Source organism: Aeromicrobium alkaliterrae (assembly GCF_039529015.1).
GTDB classification, from domain to species: domain Bacteria; phylum Actinomycetota; class Actinomycetes; order Propionibacteriales; family Nocardioidaceae; genus Aeromicrobium; species Aeromicrobium alkaliterrae.
Genome location: NZ_BAAAME010000010.1, coordinates 245,768 through 260,617, shown reverse-complemented (window position 1 = coordinate 260,617; position 14,850 = coordinate 245,768). Strand labels below are relative to the sequence as shown.

Sequence of the window (14,850 nt, the reverse complement as noted above, 5' to 3'; positions counted from 1 at the left end):
ATCCTGCTCAAGGCGCTCGGCTGGAGCGAGGCGCAGATCCTCGAGGAGTTCGGCCAGTACGACTCCATCCGCACGACCCTCGAGAAGGACAACGCGCACACGCAGGACGAGGCCCTCCTCGACCTCTACCGCAAGCTGCGTCCGGGCGAGCCGCCGAGCCGCGAGGCCGCGCAGACCCTCCTGGAGAACTACTACTTCAACCCGAAGCGGTACGACACCGCCAAGGTGGGTCGCTACAAGATCAACAAGAAGCTCGGCACCGACCAGGCGTTCGACCAGCAGACGCTGACCGTCGACGACATCGTCGCCACGATCAAGTACGTCGTCGCGCTGCACGCCGGCGAGACCGAGATCGAGATGCCGGCCGGCCCGACCCTGGTCGAGAAGGACGACATCGACCACTTCGGCAACCGCCGCATGCGCACGGTCGGCGAGCTGATCCAGAACCAGCTCCGCACGGGCCTGGCCCGCATGGAGCGCGTCGTGCGCGAGCGCATGACGACCCAGGACGTCGAGGCCATCACGCCGCAGACCCTGATCAACATCCGTCCCGTCGTGGCGGCGCTGAAGGAGTTCTTCGGAACCTCGCAGCTGTCGCAGTTCATGGACCAGAACAACCCGCTCGCGGGCCTGACGCACAAGCGGCGTCTGTCGGCCCTCGGACCGGGCGGCCTGTCGCGTGAGCGCGCCGGCTACGAGGTCCGTGACGTCCACCCGTCGCACTACGGCCGCATGTGCCCGATCGAGACCCCCGAGGGTCCGAACATCGGTCTGATCGGCTCGCTCGCGTCGTTCGGTCGGATCAACCCGTTCGGCTTCGTCGAGACGCCGTACCGCAAGGTCATCGACGGCAAGGTCAGCGACACCGTCGACTACCTGACGGCCACCGAGGAAGACCGCTTCATCATCGCCCAGGCGAACTCGCCGCTGGCCGACGACGGCTCGTTCGTCGACGCCGCGGTGCTGGTCCGTCAGCGCGGTGGCGAGGCCGAGCTGCGCCCGGCCGCCGAGGTCGACTACATGGACGTCTCGCCGCGCCAGATGGTGTCGGTCGCGACGGCCCTGATCCCGTTCCTCGAGCACGACGACGCGAACCGCGCCCTGATGGGCTCGAACATGCAGCGTCAGGCCGTGCCGCTGATCCGCAGCCACGCCCCGCTCGTCGGCACCGGCATGGAGTTCCGTGCCGCCGTCGACGCCGGTGACGTGACCGTGGCCAAGAAGGCCGGTGTCGTCAAGGAGGTCTCGGCCGACGCGATCGAGATCGCCGAGGACGAGGGCACCTACACGACCTACCGCCTCGCGAAGTTCCGTCGCTCGAACCAGGGCACCTGCACCAACCAGCGTCCGCTGGTCGCCGCAGGTCAGCGGGTCGAGATCGGCGCACCGCTGGCCGACGGTCCGTGCACCGACGAGGGCGAGATGGCGCTCGGCACGAACCTCCTCGTGGCGTTCATGCCGTGGCAGGGCCACAACTACGAGGACGCGATCATCCTCTCCCAGCGCGTCGTGCAGGACGACCTCCTGACCTCGATCCACATCGAGGAGCACGAGGTCGACGCGCGCGACACCAAGCTGGGACCGGAGGAGATCACCCGGGACATCCCGAACGTCTCCGAGGAGATGCTGGCGGACCTCGACGAGCGCGGCATCATCCGCATCGGAGCCGAGGTCGGCAACGGCGACATCCTCGTCGGCAAGGTCACGCCCAAGGGCGAGACCGAGCTGACCCCCGAGGAGCGCCTGCTGCGCGCGATCTTCGGCGAGAAGGCGCGCGAGGTGCGCGACACCTCGCTGAAGGTGCCGCACGGCGAGTCCGGCACGGTCATCGGCGTGCGCGTCTTCGACGCGTCCGAGGGTGACGAGCTCAGCCCGGGCGTCAACCAGCTCGTCCGCGTCTACGTCGCGCAGAAGCGCAAGATCAGCGACGGCGACAAGCTGGCCGGACGTCACGGCAACAAGGGCGTCATCTCGAAGATCCTCCCGGTCGAGGACATGCCCTTCCTGGCCGACGGAACCCCCGTCGACATCGTCCTGAACCCGCTCGGCGTCCCCGGACGCATGAACGTGGGCCAGGTGCTCGAGATGCACCTGGGCTGGATCGCCAAGACCGGCTGGAAGGTCGACGAGAAGACCGCCGAGTGGGCCAAGAGCCTGTCGAAGATCGGCCTGACCGAGGCGCCCCCGAACAGCCACGTCGCCACCCCGGTGTTCGACGGTGCGAGCGAGGACGAGATCTCGGGCCTGCTGCACTCGACCACCCCGACCCGCGACGGCGAGCGTCTCGTCAACGGCCAGGGCAAGGCGAAGCTGTTCGACGGGCGCAGCGGCGAGCCGTTCCCCGACCCGATCAGCGTGGGCTACATGTACATGCTGAAGCTGCACCACCTGGTCGACGACAAGATCCACGCTCGTTCGACCGGTCCGTACTCCATGATCACCCAGCAGCCGCTCGGCGGTAAGGCCCAGTTCGGTGGCCAGCGCTTCGGTGAGATGGAGGTCTGGGCCCTCGAGGCCTACGGTGCCGCGTACGCGCTCCAGGAGCTCCTCACGATCAAGTCCGACGACATCGCCGGACGCGTCAAGGTCTACGAGGCGATCGTCAAGGGCGAGAACGTGCCCGAGCCGGGCATCCCGGAGTCGTTCAAGGTGCTCGTCAAGGAGATGCAGTCGCTCTGCCTCAACGTCGAGGTGCTCTCGGCCGACGGCAGCGCCGTCGACATGCGTGACGCCGAGGACGAGCTGTTCCGCGCTGCCGACGAGCTCGGCATCGACCTGTCGCGTCGTGAGCCGTCCTCGGTCGACGACCTCTGAGGTGATCGGGGTCGGCGCACCGCGCCGGCCCCGGCCCACCTCCCGCATCATTTGAGTTTTCCGACATACGGAGAGAAGAAGACACCGTGCTGGACGTCAACAACTTCGACCGCCTCAAGATTGCTCTCGCCACCGCCGATGACATCCGTCACTGGTCGCACGGTGAGGTCAAGAAGCCCGAGACGATCAACTACCGCACGCTCAAGCCCGAGCGCGACGGTCTGTTCTGCGAGAAGATCTTCGGTCCCACCCGGGACTGGGAGTGCTACTGCGGCAAGTACAAGCGCGTGCGCTTCAAGGGCATCGTGTGCGAGCGCTGTGGCGTCGAGGTCACGCGCTCGAACGTGCGCCGTGAGCGCATGGGTCACATCGAGCTGGCCGCGCCCGTCACGCACATCTGGTACTTCAAGGGTGTCCCGAGCCGTCTGGGCTACCTGCTCGACCTCGCGCCGAAGGACCTCGAGAAGGTCATCTACTTCGCCGCGTACATGATCACGCGGGTCGACCAGGACGCGCGTCACCGCGACCTGTCCTCGCTCGAGGCCAAGATCGACCTGGAGCTCAAGCAGATCGAGACGCGCCGCGACACCGCGCTCGCCGAGCGCGGCCAGAAGGCCGAGGAGGACCTCAAGGCCCTCGAGGACGAAGGCGCCAAGGCCGACGCCAAGCGCAAGGTCAAGGACGCCGCGGAGCGCGAGGAGAAGGCGATCCGCACGCGCTTCGACCGCGAGCTCGACCGCCTGCGCGAGGTCTGGGACCGCTTCAAGAACCTCAAGGTCCAGGACCTCGAGGGCGACGAGATGCTCTACCGCGAGATGACGTACCGCTTCGGTGCGTACTTCGAGGGCTACATGGGCGCCGCGGCGATCCAGAAGCGCCTGCAGGACTTCGACCTCGACAACGAGGCCGAGGTGCTCAAGGAGATCATCGCGACCGGCAAGGGCCAGCGGAAGACCCGCGCGCTCAAGCGCCTCAAGGTCGTCGAGGCGTTCCGCGCCTCGGGCAACCACCCGTCCGGCATGGTCCTGGACGCCGTCCCGGTCATCCCGCCGGAGCTGCGCCCGATGGTCCAGCTCGACGGTGGCCGCTTCGCGACCTCGGACCTGAACGACCTGTACCGCCGCGTCATCAACCGCAACAACCGCCTCAAGCGACTGCTCGACCTCGGCGCGCCCGAGATCATCGTCAACAACGAGAAGCGGATGCTGCAGGAGGCCGTCGACTCGCTGTTCGACAACGGCCGTCGTGGCCGTCCCGTCACGGGTCCGGGCAACCGCCCGCTCAAGTCGATCTCCGACATGCTCAAGGGCAAGCAGGGTCGTTTCCGTCAGAACCTGCTCGGCAAGCGCGTCGACTACTCGGGCCGTTCGGTCATCGTCGTCGGCCCGCAGCTCAAGCTGCACCAGTGCGGTCTGCCCAAGCAGATGGCGCTGGAGCTGTTCAAGCCCTTCGTCATGAAGCGTCTGGTCGACCTCGCGCACGCGCAGAACATCAAGAGCGCCAAGCGCATGGTCGAGCGTGCGCGCCCGGTCGTGTGGGACGTCCTCGAAGAGGTCATCGCCGAGCACCCCGTGCTGCTCAACCGTGCGCCCACGCTGCACCGTCTGGGTATCCAGGCGTTCGAGCCGCAGCTCATCGAGGGCAAGGCCATCCAGATCCACCCGCTCGTCTGCTCGGCCTTCAACGCCGACTTCGACGGTGACCAGATGGCCGTGCACCTGCCGCTGTCCGCCGAGGCCCAGGCCGAGGCGCGCATCCTGATGCTGTCGACCAACAACATCCTGAAGCCGTCCGACGGCCGCCCGGTCACGATGCCGACGCAGGACATGATCATCGGTCTGTACTTCCTGACCCTCGATCGTGACGGCCACATCGGCGAGGGCCGCAGCTTCGGCTCGGTCGCCGAGGCGGTCATGGCGTTCGACCGCCGCGAGATCACGCTGCAGAGCAAGGTCGGCATCCGCATCGAGGGCGTCACGCGCGCCACGACGCTGGGTCGCGCGATCTTCAACGAGGCGCTCCCGGAGGACTACGAGTTCGTCAACTTCCAGGTCGGCAAGAAGGAGCTCGGCGTCATCGTGAACGCGCTGGCCGAGCGCTACAGCAAGGTCGACGTGGCCAACGCGCTCGACGCGCTGAAGGACACCGGCTTCCACTGGGCCACGCGCTCGGGCGTCACGATCAGCATGGACGACGTCGTCAGCCCGGACTCCAAGCCCGAGATCCTCGCGCGCTACGAGGACCAGGCCGCCAAGGTCCAGAAGCAGTTCGACCGCGGTCTCATCACCGAGGACGAGCGTCGTCAGGAGCTCATCGAGATCTGGACCCAGGCCACGGCCGAAGTCGCGGAGGCGATGAACGCCAACTTCCACGTCGACAACCCCATCTACATGATGGTCAACTCGGGTGCTCGCGGAAACATGATGCAGCTGCGTCAGATCGCCGCCATGCGAGGCCTCGTGGCCAACCCGAAGGGCGAGATCATCCCGCGCCCGATCAAGTCGAACTACCGTGAGGGCCTGTCCGTCGTCGAGTACTTCATCGCGACGCACGGTGCTCGCAAGGGTCTGGCCGACACCGCCCTGCGTACCGCTGACTCGGGCTACCTGACGCGTCGACTCGTCGACGTCAGCCAGGACGTCATCATCCGCGAGCCGGACTGTGGCACCGAGCGTGGTCTGCCGAAGAAGATCGCCGACAAGCTCGAGGACGGCACCCTGGTGCCCCACGAGCACGTCGAGACCGCGATCTACGCTCGCGCGTCGGCGACCGACATCGTGCACCCGGAGTCGGGCGAGGTCCTGATCGGCGCCGGTGAGGACATCGGAGACGACGACATCGACCGTCTGATCGCGGCCGGCCTGGAGACGGTGCGGGTCCGCACCGTCCTCACGTGCGAGGCGGCGGCGGGCAGCTGCGCCAAGTGCTACGGCCGCTCGCTGGCGACCGGCAAGCTCGTCGACATCGGCGAGGCCGTCGGCACCATCGCGGCCCAGTCGATCGGTGAGCCCGGCACCCAGCTGACGATGCGTACCTTCCACACCGGTGGTGTGGCCGGTGACGACATCACGCACGGTCTGCCGCGCGTCGTGGAGCTCTTCGAGGCCCGCCAGCCCAAGGGCAAGGCGCCGATCACGGAGGCCGCCGGTCGCATCCAGATCGACGACTCCGAGGCCACCCGCAAGCTCGTCGTCACCCCCGACGACGGCAGCGAGCCGATCGAGTACCCGGTCACGAAGCGTTCGCGTCTGCAGATCACCGACGGTCAGCACGTCGAGGTGGGCGACCAGCTCACGCACGGCACGCCCGACCCGCAGGAGGTCCTGCGCATCCTGGGTGTCCGCAAGGTGCAGGAGCACCTCGTGGACGAGGTCCAGGAGGTCTACCGCAGCCAGGGCGTGGCGATCCACGACAAGCACATCGAGATCATCGTGCGCCAGATGCTCCGTCGCGTGACGGTCATCGAGCAGAGCGACTCGAACCTGATCCCGGGCGACCTGGTCGACCGGGCCACGTTCGAGGCGGAGAACCGTCGCGTCGTCGCCGAGGGTGGCACGCCTGCGTCGGGTCGTCCGGTGCTCATGGGCATCACGAAGGCCTCGCTGGCCGTCGAGTCGTGGCTGTCGGCCGCCTCCTTCCAGGAGACGACCCGCGTCCTCACCGACGCGGCGATCCACGGCAAGTCCGACTCGCTGCGTGGTCTCAAGGAGAACATCATCATCGGCAAGCTCATCCCGGCCGGTACCGGCCTGGAGCGGTACCGCAACATCGCGGTGGAGCCGACCGAGGAGGCCCGCCAGGCCGCGTACGCGGTCTCGGGCTACGAGGGCTACGACTACAACTTCGGCCAGACCGAGGGTGTCCAGGTCGACTCGTACGACTACACCTCCTACGAGAGCTGATCGTCGTTCGCTGACGAGGGCCCCGGAACCACACCAGGTTCCGGGGCCCTCGCCCTTTTCCGGCGCTCCCACCGGGGGGACCGGAGATGATGCATTGAGGTTGCGATAGCGGCCACGCTGCATCAACGCTCGCCGGCCCCGGACCGCGAATGATGCGTTGAGGTTGGCATCACTGCCCGAATGCATCATCTCCGGTCCCATCCACAGGCGGGCTCCGTCCACAGCGGACGGATGGCAGGTGTCGTGGACGGCTTGCTCCGGCTGACCGTGGGGCATGAGCGTTCTCAGAACGGCCGAGGCCGTCGCCGCCCACGGCCGTGGGACGGTGCGTCACGCCGTGGCCTCCGGGAGGTGGCAGCGGCCCGCCCGTGGCGTGATCGTCACGCACAACGGGCCACTGGGCCCGGCCGAGCAGCGGGAGGTTCACCTCGCGTCGTGTCCGCCGAGGTCCGCCTTCGCGGGCGCGACAGCCCTCGAGCTGTACGGCCTTGAAGGCTTCGAGGCGCGGACGACCTACGTGGTGCTCCCCGAGGGCGCCCGACGTCCAGGTGCCACCGGTCTCGTGACGCACTGGAGCACGATGCTCGACGTCGCCGACGTGCACCCGGCGCTCACTCCGCGGCGCACCGTCGTCGCCAGGAGCGTGATCGACATGGCGTCCTGGGCCTTGTCAGATCGCCAGGCCCGAGCCGCAGTTCTCGCCGCCTTCCAGCAGGGACTCGTCAACGACCGATTGATGCACGAGGCGCTGGACCGTCGTGGTGACGTCCTTCGCCGTGGGCTGGTCCGAGAGTCCGTCCTGGACGCGGTGGGCGGGATCCAGTCGTTGCCGGAGAAGGACTTCGACGAGATCGTGGCGATCGCCGGGCTGCCCCGTCCGACGAGGCAGCGTGCGGTCTGCGGCCGATGGTCGGTACTACCTCGACGTCGAGTGGACCCGGTACGGAGTGGCTGCGGAGATCCACGGGCTGCCGCACCACGGGGTCGTGCAGTGGTCGAAGGACCTGGTGCGGTCCAACGAGGTGGTCATCGAGGGCCCGAAGCTGCTCTTCTTCACGTCGTACGTGATCCGCCACGAGTCGACGCTCGTGATCGACCAGCTGGCCCGAGCGCTCCGCGCGGGAGGCTGGCCGGGTGTCGTCCGGCCACACGCCAGCCGACTCGAGCACTGGCGCCGGAACCGCAAGTGATGCATTGCGGCCGCGGTGGCGACCCGATCGCATCATCGCCGGTCCGGTCGGTCGGAGCGACGATGCATTAGGGCACCGCGGGCTACCCCAATGCATCATTTCCGGTCCCTGGTCGGGGTCAGGTGGGGATCTTGACCTTGGGGGACTCGTCGATGGGGCGGAAGAGCCAGGTCAGCTTGGGCTCGAAGATCGGGCGGAACGCACGGGCGACGGGGCGGGTCATCAGGAGGTTCGCCAGGATCACCGAGGCCACGATGAGTCCGGCGACGGCGGTGGCGCCGTAGGGCTCGAGCTGGTCCCACAGGTGGTAGTGCCGGTCGAGCCAGATGATCACGAAGCCGTGCAGCAGGTAGCAGTAGAACGTCCGCTCGCCCTGCGCCGTGGTCCACGACCGCCCGCGCGGGACCAGCGACAGGGCGGCGAACGTCATGACCAGGCCGAGCACGATCAGGCCGCTGCGGATCAGCAGGCCCTCGCCGAACGTCACGCCCATGTCGACGTAGCTGTTCTTCCACAGCAGCCACTGCCCCGACTGCGGGAACCGGACGAACTGGCAGAGCACAAACAGCCCGCTCAGCAGGACCGCCGAGGCGACCCGCAGACGCATCGTCCCGAGCTGCAGGAACCGCTCGCGCGTCATGTGCAGGCCGATGACGTAGAACGGCAGGAACGCGACCGTCTTGTGGATCGCGAGGACGTTCGGGATGTCGATCAGTCCCGAGCCGAGCGAGATGATGATCGACGTCGTGATGGGGTAGCGCAGCGCCCGCCAGATGGGGGTCGTGAGCCGCCACAGGATCAGCGCCGCCATGAACCAGCCGATCCACTGCGGCGACAGCACCATGAGCTGCGCCGGCTCGCCGGTGTAGTGGCGCGTGATGAGCTGCAGGCTGAGCTCGACGATCAGGTACGGCACGACCAGGGTGCTGACGATGCGGCGGATCTGCTTGACGTCACCGACGTAGTGGCGCGCCGTGTAGCCCGAGATCAGGATGAACAGCGGCATGTGGAACGCGTAGATCCACGTGTACACGCCGCGCGCGGAGTCCATCACGACGAACTCGGTCAGGCTGTGGCCGACGACCACGAGCAGCATGACCCAGTAGCGCGCGTTGTCCAGGTAGGCGACGCGCTCCTTGGGCGCCGACGGGGTGACGGGCAGCGGGGCGAGTGCAGACACCGAACCGACTGTAGCCATGGTGCCTCGAAGTGACATCCTGAGCGACGTGGACCAGCGCGACGACATCCGCCAGACGCAGCGGCTCGGGGCCTACGGCGTCATCACCCGCCAGCGCGCGACCCGCGAGCTGCTGATCACGCGGGTCTCACCGCTCGGGTACCCCGCCGGGTGGTGGGCCCTGCCCGGTGGCGGGGTCGACCACGGGGAGTCCCCGGACGACGCCGTCGTGCGCGAGGTGCACGAGGAGACGGGCCTGACGGTGCTCGAGCGGCGCCTGGTCGCCGTCCACGACGTGCACACCGTCTCGCCGGGCCGTGGCGACTCCTGGGAGGACTACCACGGCGTGCACCTGCTGTACGCGTGCCGGGTCGACGACGAGGTCGTCCCGCACGTCGTCGAGGTGGGCGGCACCACCGACCTGGCGGCCTGGGTGCCGGTCGAGGACTTGCGCGACGGCCGGCCGCTGCTGCCCGTCGTCGAGCACGTCCTGGAGCGGCTCGATCAGCTGGCGGGGGAGTAGAACAGCATCACGTAGTTGCCGCGGGCCGTGATGACGTGCGTGCCCTGGGCGATCGAGCCGTCGGCCGCCGTCGCGCTGAAGGTCACGTCGACCTCGTTCAGCCCCTCGTAGGAGTCGGTCGTCACGACCGAGCCGGGCGCCGCGTCGGTGACGTAGCCGCGGGCGATCTCGCGCGCGTCAGCACCGCTGGCGACGTTCAGGACGACGAACCCCGGGTCGAACGAGCTCAGCAGGATCGTGGCGTCCGACGGCGCGACCCAGCCGTTCAGCAGCGGGGTGTCGGCCGGCGCATCGGCGTCCATCGCCGGCCAGATGACGTCGTCGGGCTCTTGCGCCGTGACGGGCGGGGAGACGGGCAGCTCGTCGGTGTCGGGCGCTGCGCGCTCGAGGCGAGGATCACTGAGGTCCTGGACCTGGAGCTCCATGACGGGCTGGGTCAGGCTCGACGGGGCCGAGATGCGGGTCTGGAGGTTCCCGGTGTCGATCCGCATCGAGATCGCCAGCGTGCGGTCGTCGGTCGTGACGCCCTCGGCCTCGAGGTCGCAGCCCGTGACGCGCTCGTCGACCACGGTGCAGTAGCTCGTGAAGTCGTCCGGATCGATGTCGGCGTCGGGCAGGAGCGTCGCGATCTGCGTGACGATCGACTGCACGGCCTGGGTCTCGTCGGTGTCGAGGCGGATCAGCGCGGTCGTGACGTCGGCCGGCGGCGGGTCCTCCAGCAGCGCGAACGAGTCGTCGTCGGGCCGGCCCGACTTCGTGATGACCGGCGGGACGTCCTGCAGGACGCCGTCGGCGTTGTTGTTGGCGGCCGAGACGGCGTCGGAGACGCCCTGGCGGGTCAGGGCGACGGCCAAGTCGGGCTGGTAGGCCGCGATGACGCGGTCGCTGCGGTTGCGGACGAGCGGGCCGAGCTGGACGGCGCCGGTCGGCACCGTGAGGCCGGCGATGATGGGCGACTCCGGGCCGCCCTCGTGGTCGGTGATCTCCGCCGGGGCGGTGGGCTGGCCGGTGGTCGATCCGGACGACCCCGACCCGATCTGGCACCCCGTGAGCACGCTCGTGACCACGGCTGCCGACAGTGCTGCCGTTGCGACACGCCCCCAGCGCTTCATGCCCTACCTCCAGTCGATCGATCTCCGCGAGATCGGCCCAACCTTAGCGGGGCCCGCACAGGTGGGCCCGTGGTGCAACCGGGTGGCGGCCGCGATCGGCCGTATCCTCGAGACGACCGAAGGGAGTCGTCCGTGTCCTCATCGTTCGACCCGGCTCGTCCGGAGACCGTGTTCACCTATGCCTCCCCGGCGCTGAAGTTCGGCACGGGGGCGCGGCACGAGCTGCCGCACGAGCTGGTCGCCCTGGGGGCCCGACGGGTCCTGGTGGTGACCGACGCCGGGGTCCGGGCGGCGGGGCTCGTCGACGACGTCGCCGAGCGGGTGCGGGCCGCGGGGGTCGAGGTCGTGGTCTTCGACCAGGTGCGGGTCGAGCCCACCGACGGGAGCCTCGAGGCGGCGGTCGACTTCGCGCGGAGCGAGTCCGGCGCGGCCGGGTTCGACGTCGTCGTGGCGATCGGCGGCGGCAGCAGCATCGACACGGCCAAGGCCGTCAACCTGCTCCTGACCAACGACGGCGAGCTGATGGACTACGTCAACGCGCCGGTCGGCCAGGGGCGGGCACCGCAGCACCAGCTGCTCCCGCTCATCGCCCTGCCGACGACGACCGGCACCGGCAGCGAGTCGACCACGATCTGCGTCCTGGACGTCATCGCCCAGAAGGTCAAGACCGGCATCTCGCACGCTCGCCTGCGACCCACGATGGCGATCGTCGACCCCGAGCTGACGATCTCGCAGCCGGCCGGGGTCACCGCGGCGGCCGGGATGGACATCCTGTGCCACGCCCTCGAGAGCTACACGGCTCGGCCCTACACGTCCTACGAGCACAAGCAGCCGGGGGAGCGGGTGCCGTACTGCGGCGCCAACCCGATCTCGGACGCCTGGTCCGAGCGGGCGATGTCGCTGCTCGCGACGGCCTTCCGCACCGCGGTCCGCGACGGGTCGGACCTCGCGGCCCGCGAGCAGATGTCGCTCGCGGCGACCTTCGCCGGGCTGGGCTTCGGCAACGCCGGCGTGCACATCCCGCACGCCAACGCCTACCCCATCGCGGGCCAGGTGGGTCCGTTCGCGCCGGACGGCTACCCGCAGGCCGACCCGCACGCCGACCACGGACTCGTCCCGCACGGCATGGCGGTGTCGTTGACCGCGCCCGCGGCCTTCCGCTTCACCTTCGAGGCATCGCCCGAGCGGCACCTGCGAGCCGCAGCGCTGCTGGCGCCCGACGCGGCCACGGTCGGCGACCCGCGCGAGCAGCTCCCCGCGGTGCTGACGGCCCTGATGCGCGACATCGGCATCCCCTCGGGGCTCGCCGAGGTCGGCTTCGGCGCGGGCGACGTGGACGGCCTGGTCGAGGGGACCCTGAAGCAGCAGCGCCTGCTGGCGACCGCGCCGCGGGAGGTCACGGCCGAGGCGGTCGCCGACATCCTGACGCAGTCCGTCGAGCTCTGGTGACGTCGGTCGTGTGATCTCGTCCGAACCGGCGGACACGGCGGCTCCGGGTCGTCACACTGAGCCTGCTGCCCCACCCCCGGAGGACTCACGACGATGGACCCCGTGCTCGAGCTCGGCACCGCGATGCACCGCTTCGCCGAGCTGTCGGCCGCTGCGTTCGGCAACGAGCCGGTCCCGAGCTGCCCCGGCTGGACGATCGACGACCTGACCGAGCACGTCGGCACGGTGCACCGCTGGGCGGCGGCGATCCTGCTCTCGGGCCAGCGGCTCGACGACCCGCACGGCGTGCTCGTCACCGAGCCCCGCTCGGAGTGGTACGCCTCGACGGCCTCGGCGCTGCTCGAGGTCGTGCGGGCCGTGCCGGCGGACGAACCGACGCCCAACTTCGCCCGCGTGCAGGAGACCGCCGCCTTCTGGCCGCGTCGCCAGATGCACGAGACGACGATCCACGTCGTCGACGCGAGCCTGGCCCTGGGGCTCGGTCTCGACGGCTGGCCGATCGCGCCCGAGCTCGCCGCCGACGGCGTCGAGGAGGTGCTGTCGGTCTTCTTCGCCCGGATGACGGCACGCGGCCAGCGACCGCACCTGCGCGGACGGGTGCGGTTCCACGCGACGGACGTGGACCAGCGCTGGGTCGTGGGGGAGGCGCCCGACTCCCTGCGGACCCCCGTGCTGCAGTTCGACGGGTCGTACACCGGGATCGACGGCGAGGTGCGGGGGACCGCGGCCGAGCTGTACCTCGGGCTCTGGGGGCGCCTGGACCGCGATCGGCTCGTCACCGACGGGGCCGCGGCCCGCGAGCTGGTCGCCGGGCCCCTCGTGCCGTGATGCGGCGGCCGTTCGCCATCATGTGCGCATGGCCCAGAAGACGACACCGGCGAACCTGCTGACCTGGAAGCTGCACGGCGACGGTCGGACCGTCGGCGAGGACGAGATCGTCCGTCCCGACGAGCGCCTCGCCTGGCCCGCCACGATCGGCCTCGGGCTTCAGCACGTCGTCGCGATGTTCGGCGCGACCTTCCTGGTGCCGCTGCTGACGGGCTTCCCGCCCACCACGACGCTGTTCTTCTCCGGCGTCGGCACGATCCTGTTCCTCGTCATCACGGGCAACAAGCTGCCGAGCTACCTCGGGTCGTCGTTCGCGTTCATCGCGCCCATCACGGCAGCGACCGCCTCGGACGGCCCGGGTGGTGCCCTGTTCGGCATCGTCGTCATCGGCATCCTGCTGGCCCTGGTCGGTGCGCTCGTGCAGGTCACCGGCACGGGCTGGATCGACGCCCTGATGCCGCCCGTCGTCGCCGGCGCGATCGTCGCGCTGATCGGCCTCAACCTGGCGCCGGTCGCCAAGAGCAACGTCGAGAAGGCGCCGTGGGTCGCGCTCATCACCCTGACCGCCGTGATCCTCTGGACCGTCGTCTTCCGTGGGCTGATCGCCCGGCTGTCGATCTTCTTCGGCGTCGTGATCGGCTACGTCGCCGCCGTGATCGCCGACCAGGTCGACTTCACGCCCGTGCGCGAGGCGGCCTGGATCGGCCTGCCCGACTTCACGAGCCCGACCGTCGCCTGGTCGGTGCTGCCGGCCTTCATCCCGGTCGTGCTGGTGCTCGTGGCCGAGAACGTCGGCCACGTCCGCAGCGTCGCGCACCTGACCGACCCCGCCCTGAACGAGCGCACGGGCCGCGCGCTCCTGGCCGACGGCGTCGCCACGACCGTGGCCGGGCTCGGCGGCGGTTCGGGCACCACGACGTACGGGGAGAACATCGGCGTCATGGCCGCGACCAAGGTCTACTCGACCGCGGCGTACTGGGTCGCCGGCTTCTTCGCGATCGCCCTGGGCTTCCTGCCCAAGGTCGGTGCCGTCGTCAACACCATCCCGCCGGGCGTGCTGGGCGGCGTCACGACCGCGCTGTATGGCCTGATCGGCATCATCGGCGTCAAGATCTGGATCGACAACCACGTCGACTTCTCGCGCCCCGCCAACCAGTTCACGGCCGCCACGGCGCTCGTCGTCGGCATCGCCGACTTCACCTTCAGCGCCGGCGAGCTGACCTTCAACGGCATCGCCCTCGGCACGGTCGCGGCGATCGTCGTCTACCACGTCATGACGACCCTCGAGCGGGGCCGCGGCACGACCCCGCTGCCCTGACGGAACGCTGACCGCCGACCCGGCGCGAGCCCCGCGGGCCCAGGCCTGACAGCGTTTTGACCGGCCTGGTCCGGGCAGGTAGTCTTGAACACTGTGTCTGGATCCACCAGGCCGATGCACACATCCTGTCGCTCTCACGTCCGGATCTTCGAATCCACGGGATCGATGGCGAGTGCATCACACAGTCGAGACGCTCAGTCGAGAAGAAGGATGTCGCGTAGTGCCCACGATCAATCAGCTGGTCCGCAAGGGCCGCCAGTCCAAGGTGGTCAAGACCAGCACCCCGGCCCTCAAGGGGTCGCCGCAGCGTCGTGGTGTCTGCACCCGCGTGTACACCACCACCCCCAAGAAGCCGAACTCGGCGCTCCGCAAGGTCGCCCGAGTCAAGCTCTCCAGTGGCACTGAGGTCACCGCGTACATCCCCGGCGAGGGTCACAACCTGCAGGAGCACTCGATCGTGCTCGTGCGTGGTGGCCGTGTGAAGGACCTTCCCGGCGTCCGTTACAAGATCGTCCGTGGCTCGCTCGACACCCAGGG

10 protein-coding genes are annotated in these 14,850 nt (G+C 69.2%); 8 read left to right on the top strand and 2 right to left on the bottom strand.

The genetic code is table 11. From position 1 onward, the window contains the following. From rpoB to ABD127_RS18470, 3 genes are all read left to right on the top strand, one after another. A partial coding sequence (rpoB, locus tag ABD127_RS18480) for a DNA-directed RNA polymerase subunit beta (RefSeq protein WP_344204215.1) occupies positions 1-2,814 on the top strand: 2,814 nt, incomplete at its 5' end. Between the two features lie 86 nt (positions 2,815-2,900). Beyond that, complete coding sequence (locus ABD127_RS18475) at positions 2,901-6,716, top strand: DNA-directed RNA polymerase subunit beta' (protein ID WP_344204213.1); 3,816 nt, start codon at positions 2,901-2,903, stop codon at positions 6,714-6,716. 890 nt (positions 6,717-7,606) lie between these two features. After that, positions 7,607-7,906 carry a hypothetical protein gene (locus tag ABD127_RS18470; RefSeq protein ID WP_344204209.1) on the top strand — a complete coding sequence of 100 codons (300 nt, stop codon included), beginning with the start codon at positions 7,607-7,609 and terminating at the stop codon, positions 7,904-7,906. A 118-nt stretch (positions 7,907-8,024) separates the two neighbouring features. Here the strand turns inward: ABD127_RS18470 and ABD127_RS18465 are convergent, their stop codons facing one another. Beyond that, on the bottom strand, positions 8,025-9,086 hold the full coding sequence (locus ABD127_RS18465; RefSeq protein ID WP_344204206.1) for an acyltransferase family protein: 1,062 nt from the start codon (positions 9,084-9,086) through the stop codon (positions 8,025-8,027). A gap of 46 nt (positions 9,087-9,132) precedes the next feature. Here ABD127_RS18465 and ABD127_RS18460 point away from each other — a divergent pair, with 46 nt between their 5' ends. Next, positions 9,133-9,606, top strand: a complete 474-nt coding sequence (locus tag ABD127_RS18460; RefSeq protein ID WP_344204203.1) for an NUDIX hydrolase — start codon at positions 9,133-9,135, stop codon at positions 9,604-9,606. Here the strand turns inward: ABD127_RS18460 and ABD127_RS18455 are convergent. Next, on the bottom strand, positions 9,588-10,718 hold the full coding sequence (locus ABD127_RS18455) for a hypothetical protein (RefSeq protein ID WP_344204201.1): 1,131 nt from the start codon (positions 10,716-10,718) through the stop codon (positions 9,588-9,590). The two genes, ABD127_RS18460 and ABD127_RS18455, sit on opposite strands and share 19 nt — an antisense overlap. Before the next feature lie 132 nt (positions 10,719-10,850). Between ABD127_RS18455 and ABD127_RS18450 the strand changes: the two genes are divergently transcribed. The 4 genes from ABD127_RS18450 to rpsL form a co-directional block, all read left to right on the top strand. After that, a complete protein-coding gene (locus tag ABD127_RS18450) occupies positions 10,851-12,167 on the top strand; it encodes a hydroxyacid-oxoacid transhydrogenase (RefSeq protein ID WP_344204197.1) in 1,317 nt (438 codons plus the stop codon). A gap of 93 nt (positions 12,168-12,260) precedes the next feature. Continuing rightward, positions 12,261-12,995, top strand: coding sequence for a maleylpyruvate isomerase family mycothiol-dependent enzyme (locus tag ABD127_RS18445; RefSeq protein WP_344204195.1), 735 nt, complete (start codon positions 12,261-12,263; stop codon positions 12,993-12,995). A gap of 28 nt (positions 12,996-13,023) precedes the next feature. Next, positions 13,024-14,313, top strand: coding sequence for a uracil-xanthine permease family protein (locus ABD127_RS18440; RefSeq protein ID WP_344204192.1), 1,290 nt, complete (start codon positions 13,024-13,026; stop codon positions 14,311-14,313). A 220-nt stretch (positions 14,314-14,533) separates the two neighbouring features. Next, positions 14,534-14,850 (top strand): 30S ribosomal protein S12 (gene rpsL, locus ABD127_RS18435; protein ID WP_344204190.1); only part of this gene is annotated, 317 nt, incomplete at its 3' end.

Bases quoted from the DNA above. Each gene is read 5' to 3' on its own strand.
- ABD127_RS18440 (WP_344204192.1), top strand. From the start codon at position 13,024: ATGGCCCAGAAGACGACACCGGCGAACCTGCTGACCTGGAAGCTGCAC.
- ABD127_RS18445 (WP_344204195.1), top strand. From the start codon at position 12,261: ATGGACCCCGTGCTCGAGCTCGGCACCGCGATGCACCGCTTCGCCGAG.
- ABD127_RS18455 (WP_344204201.1), bottom strand. From the start codon at position 10,718: ATGAAGCGCTGGGGGCGTGTCGCAACGGCAGCACTGTCGGCAGCCGTG.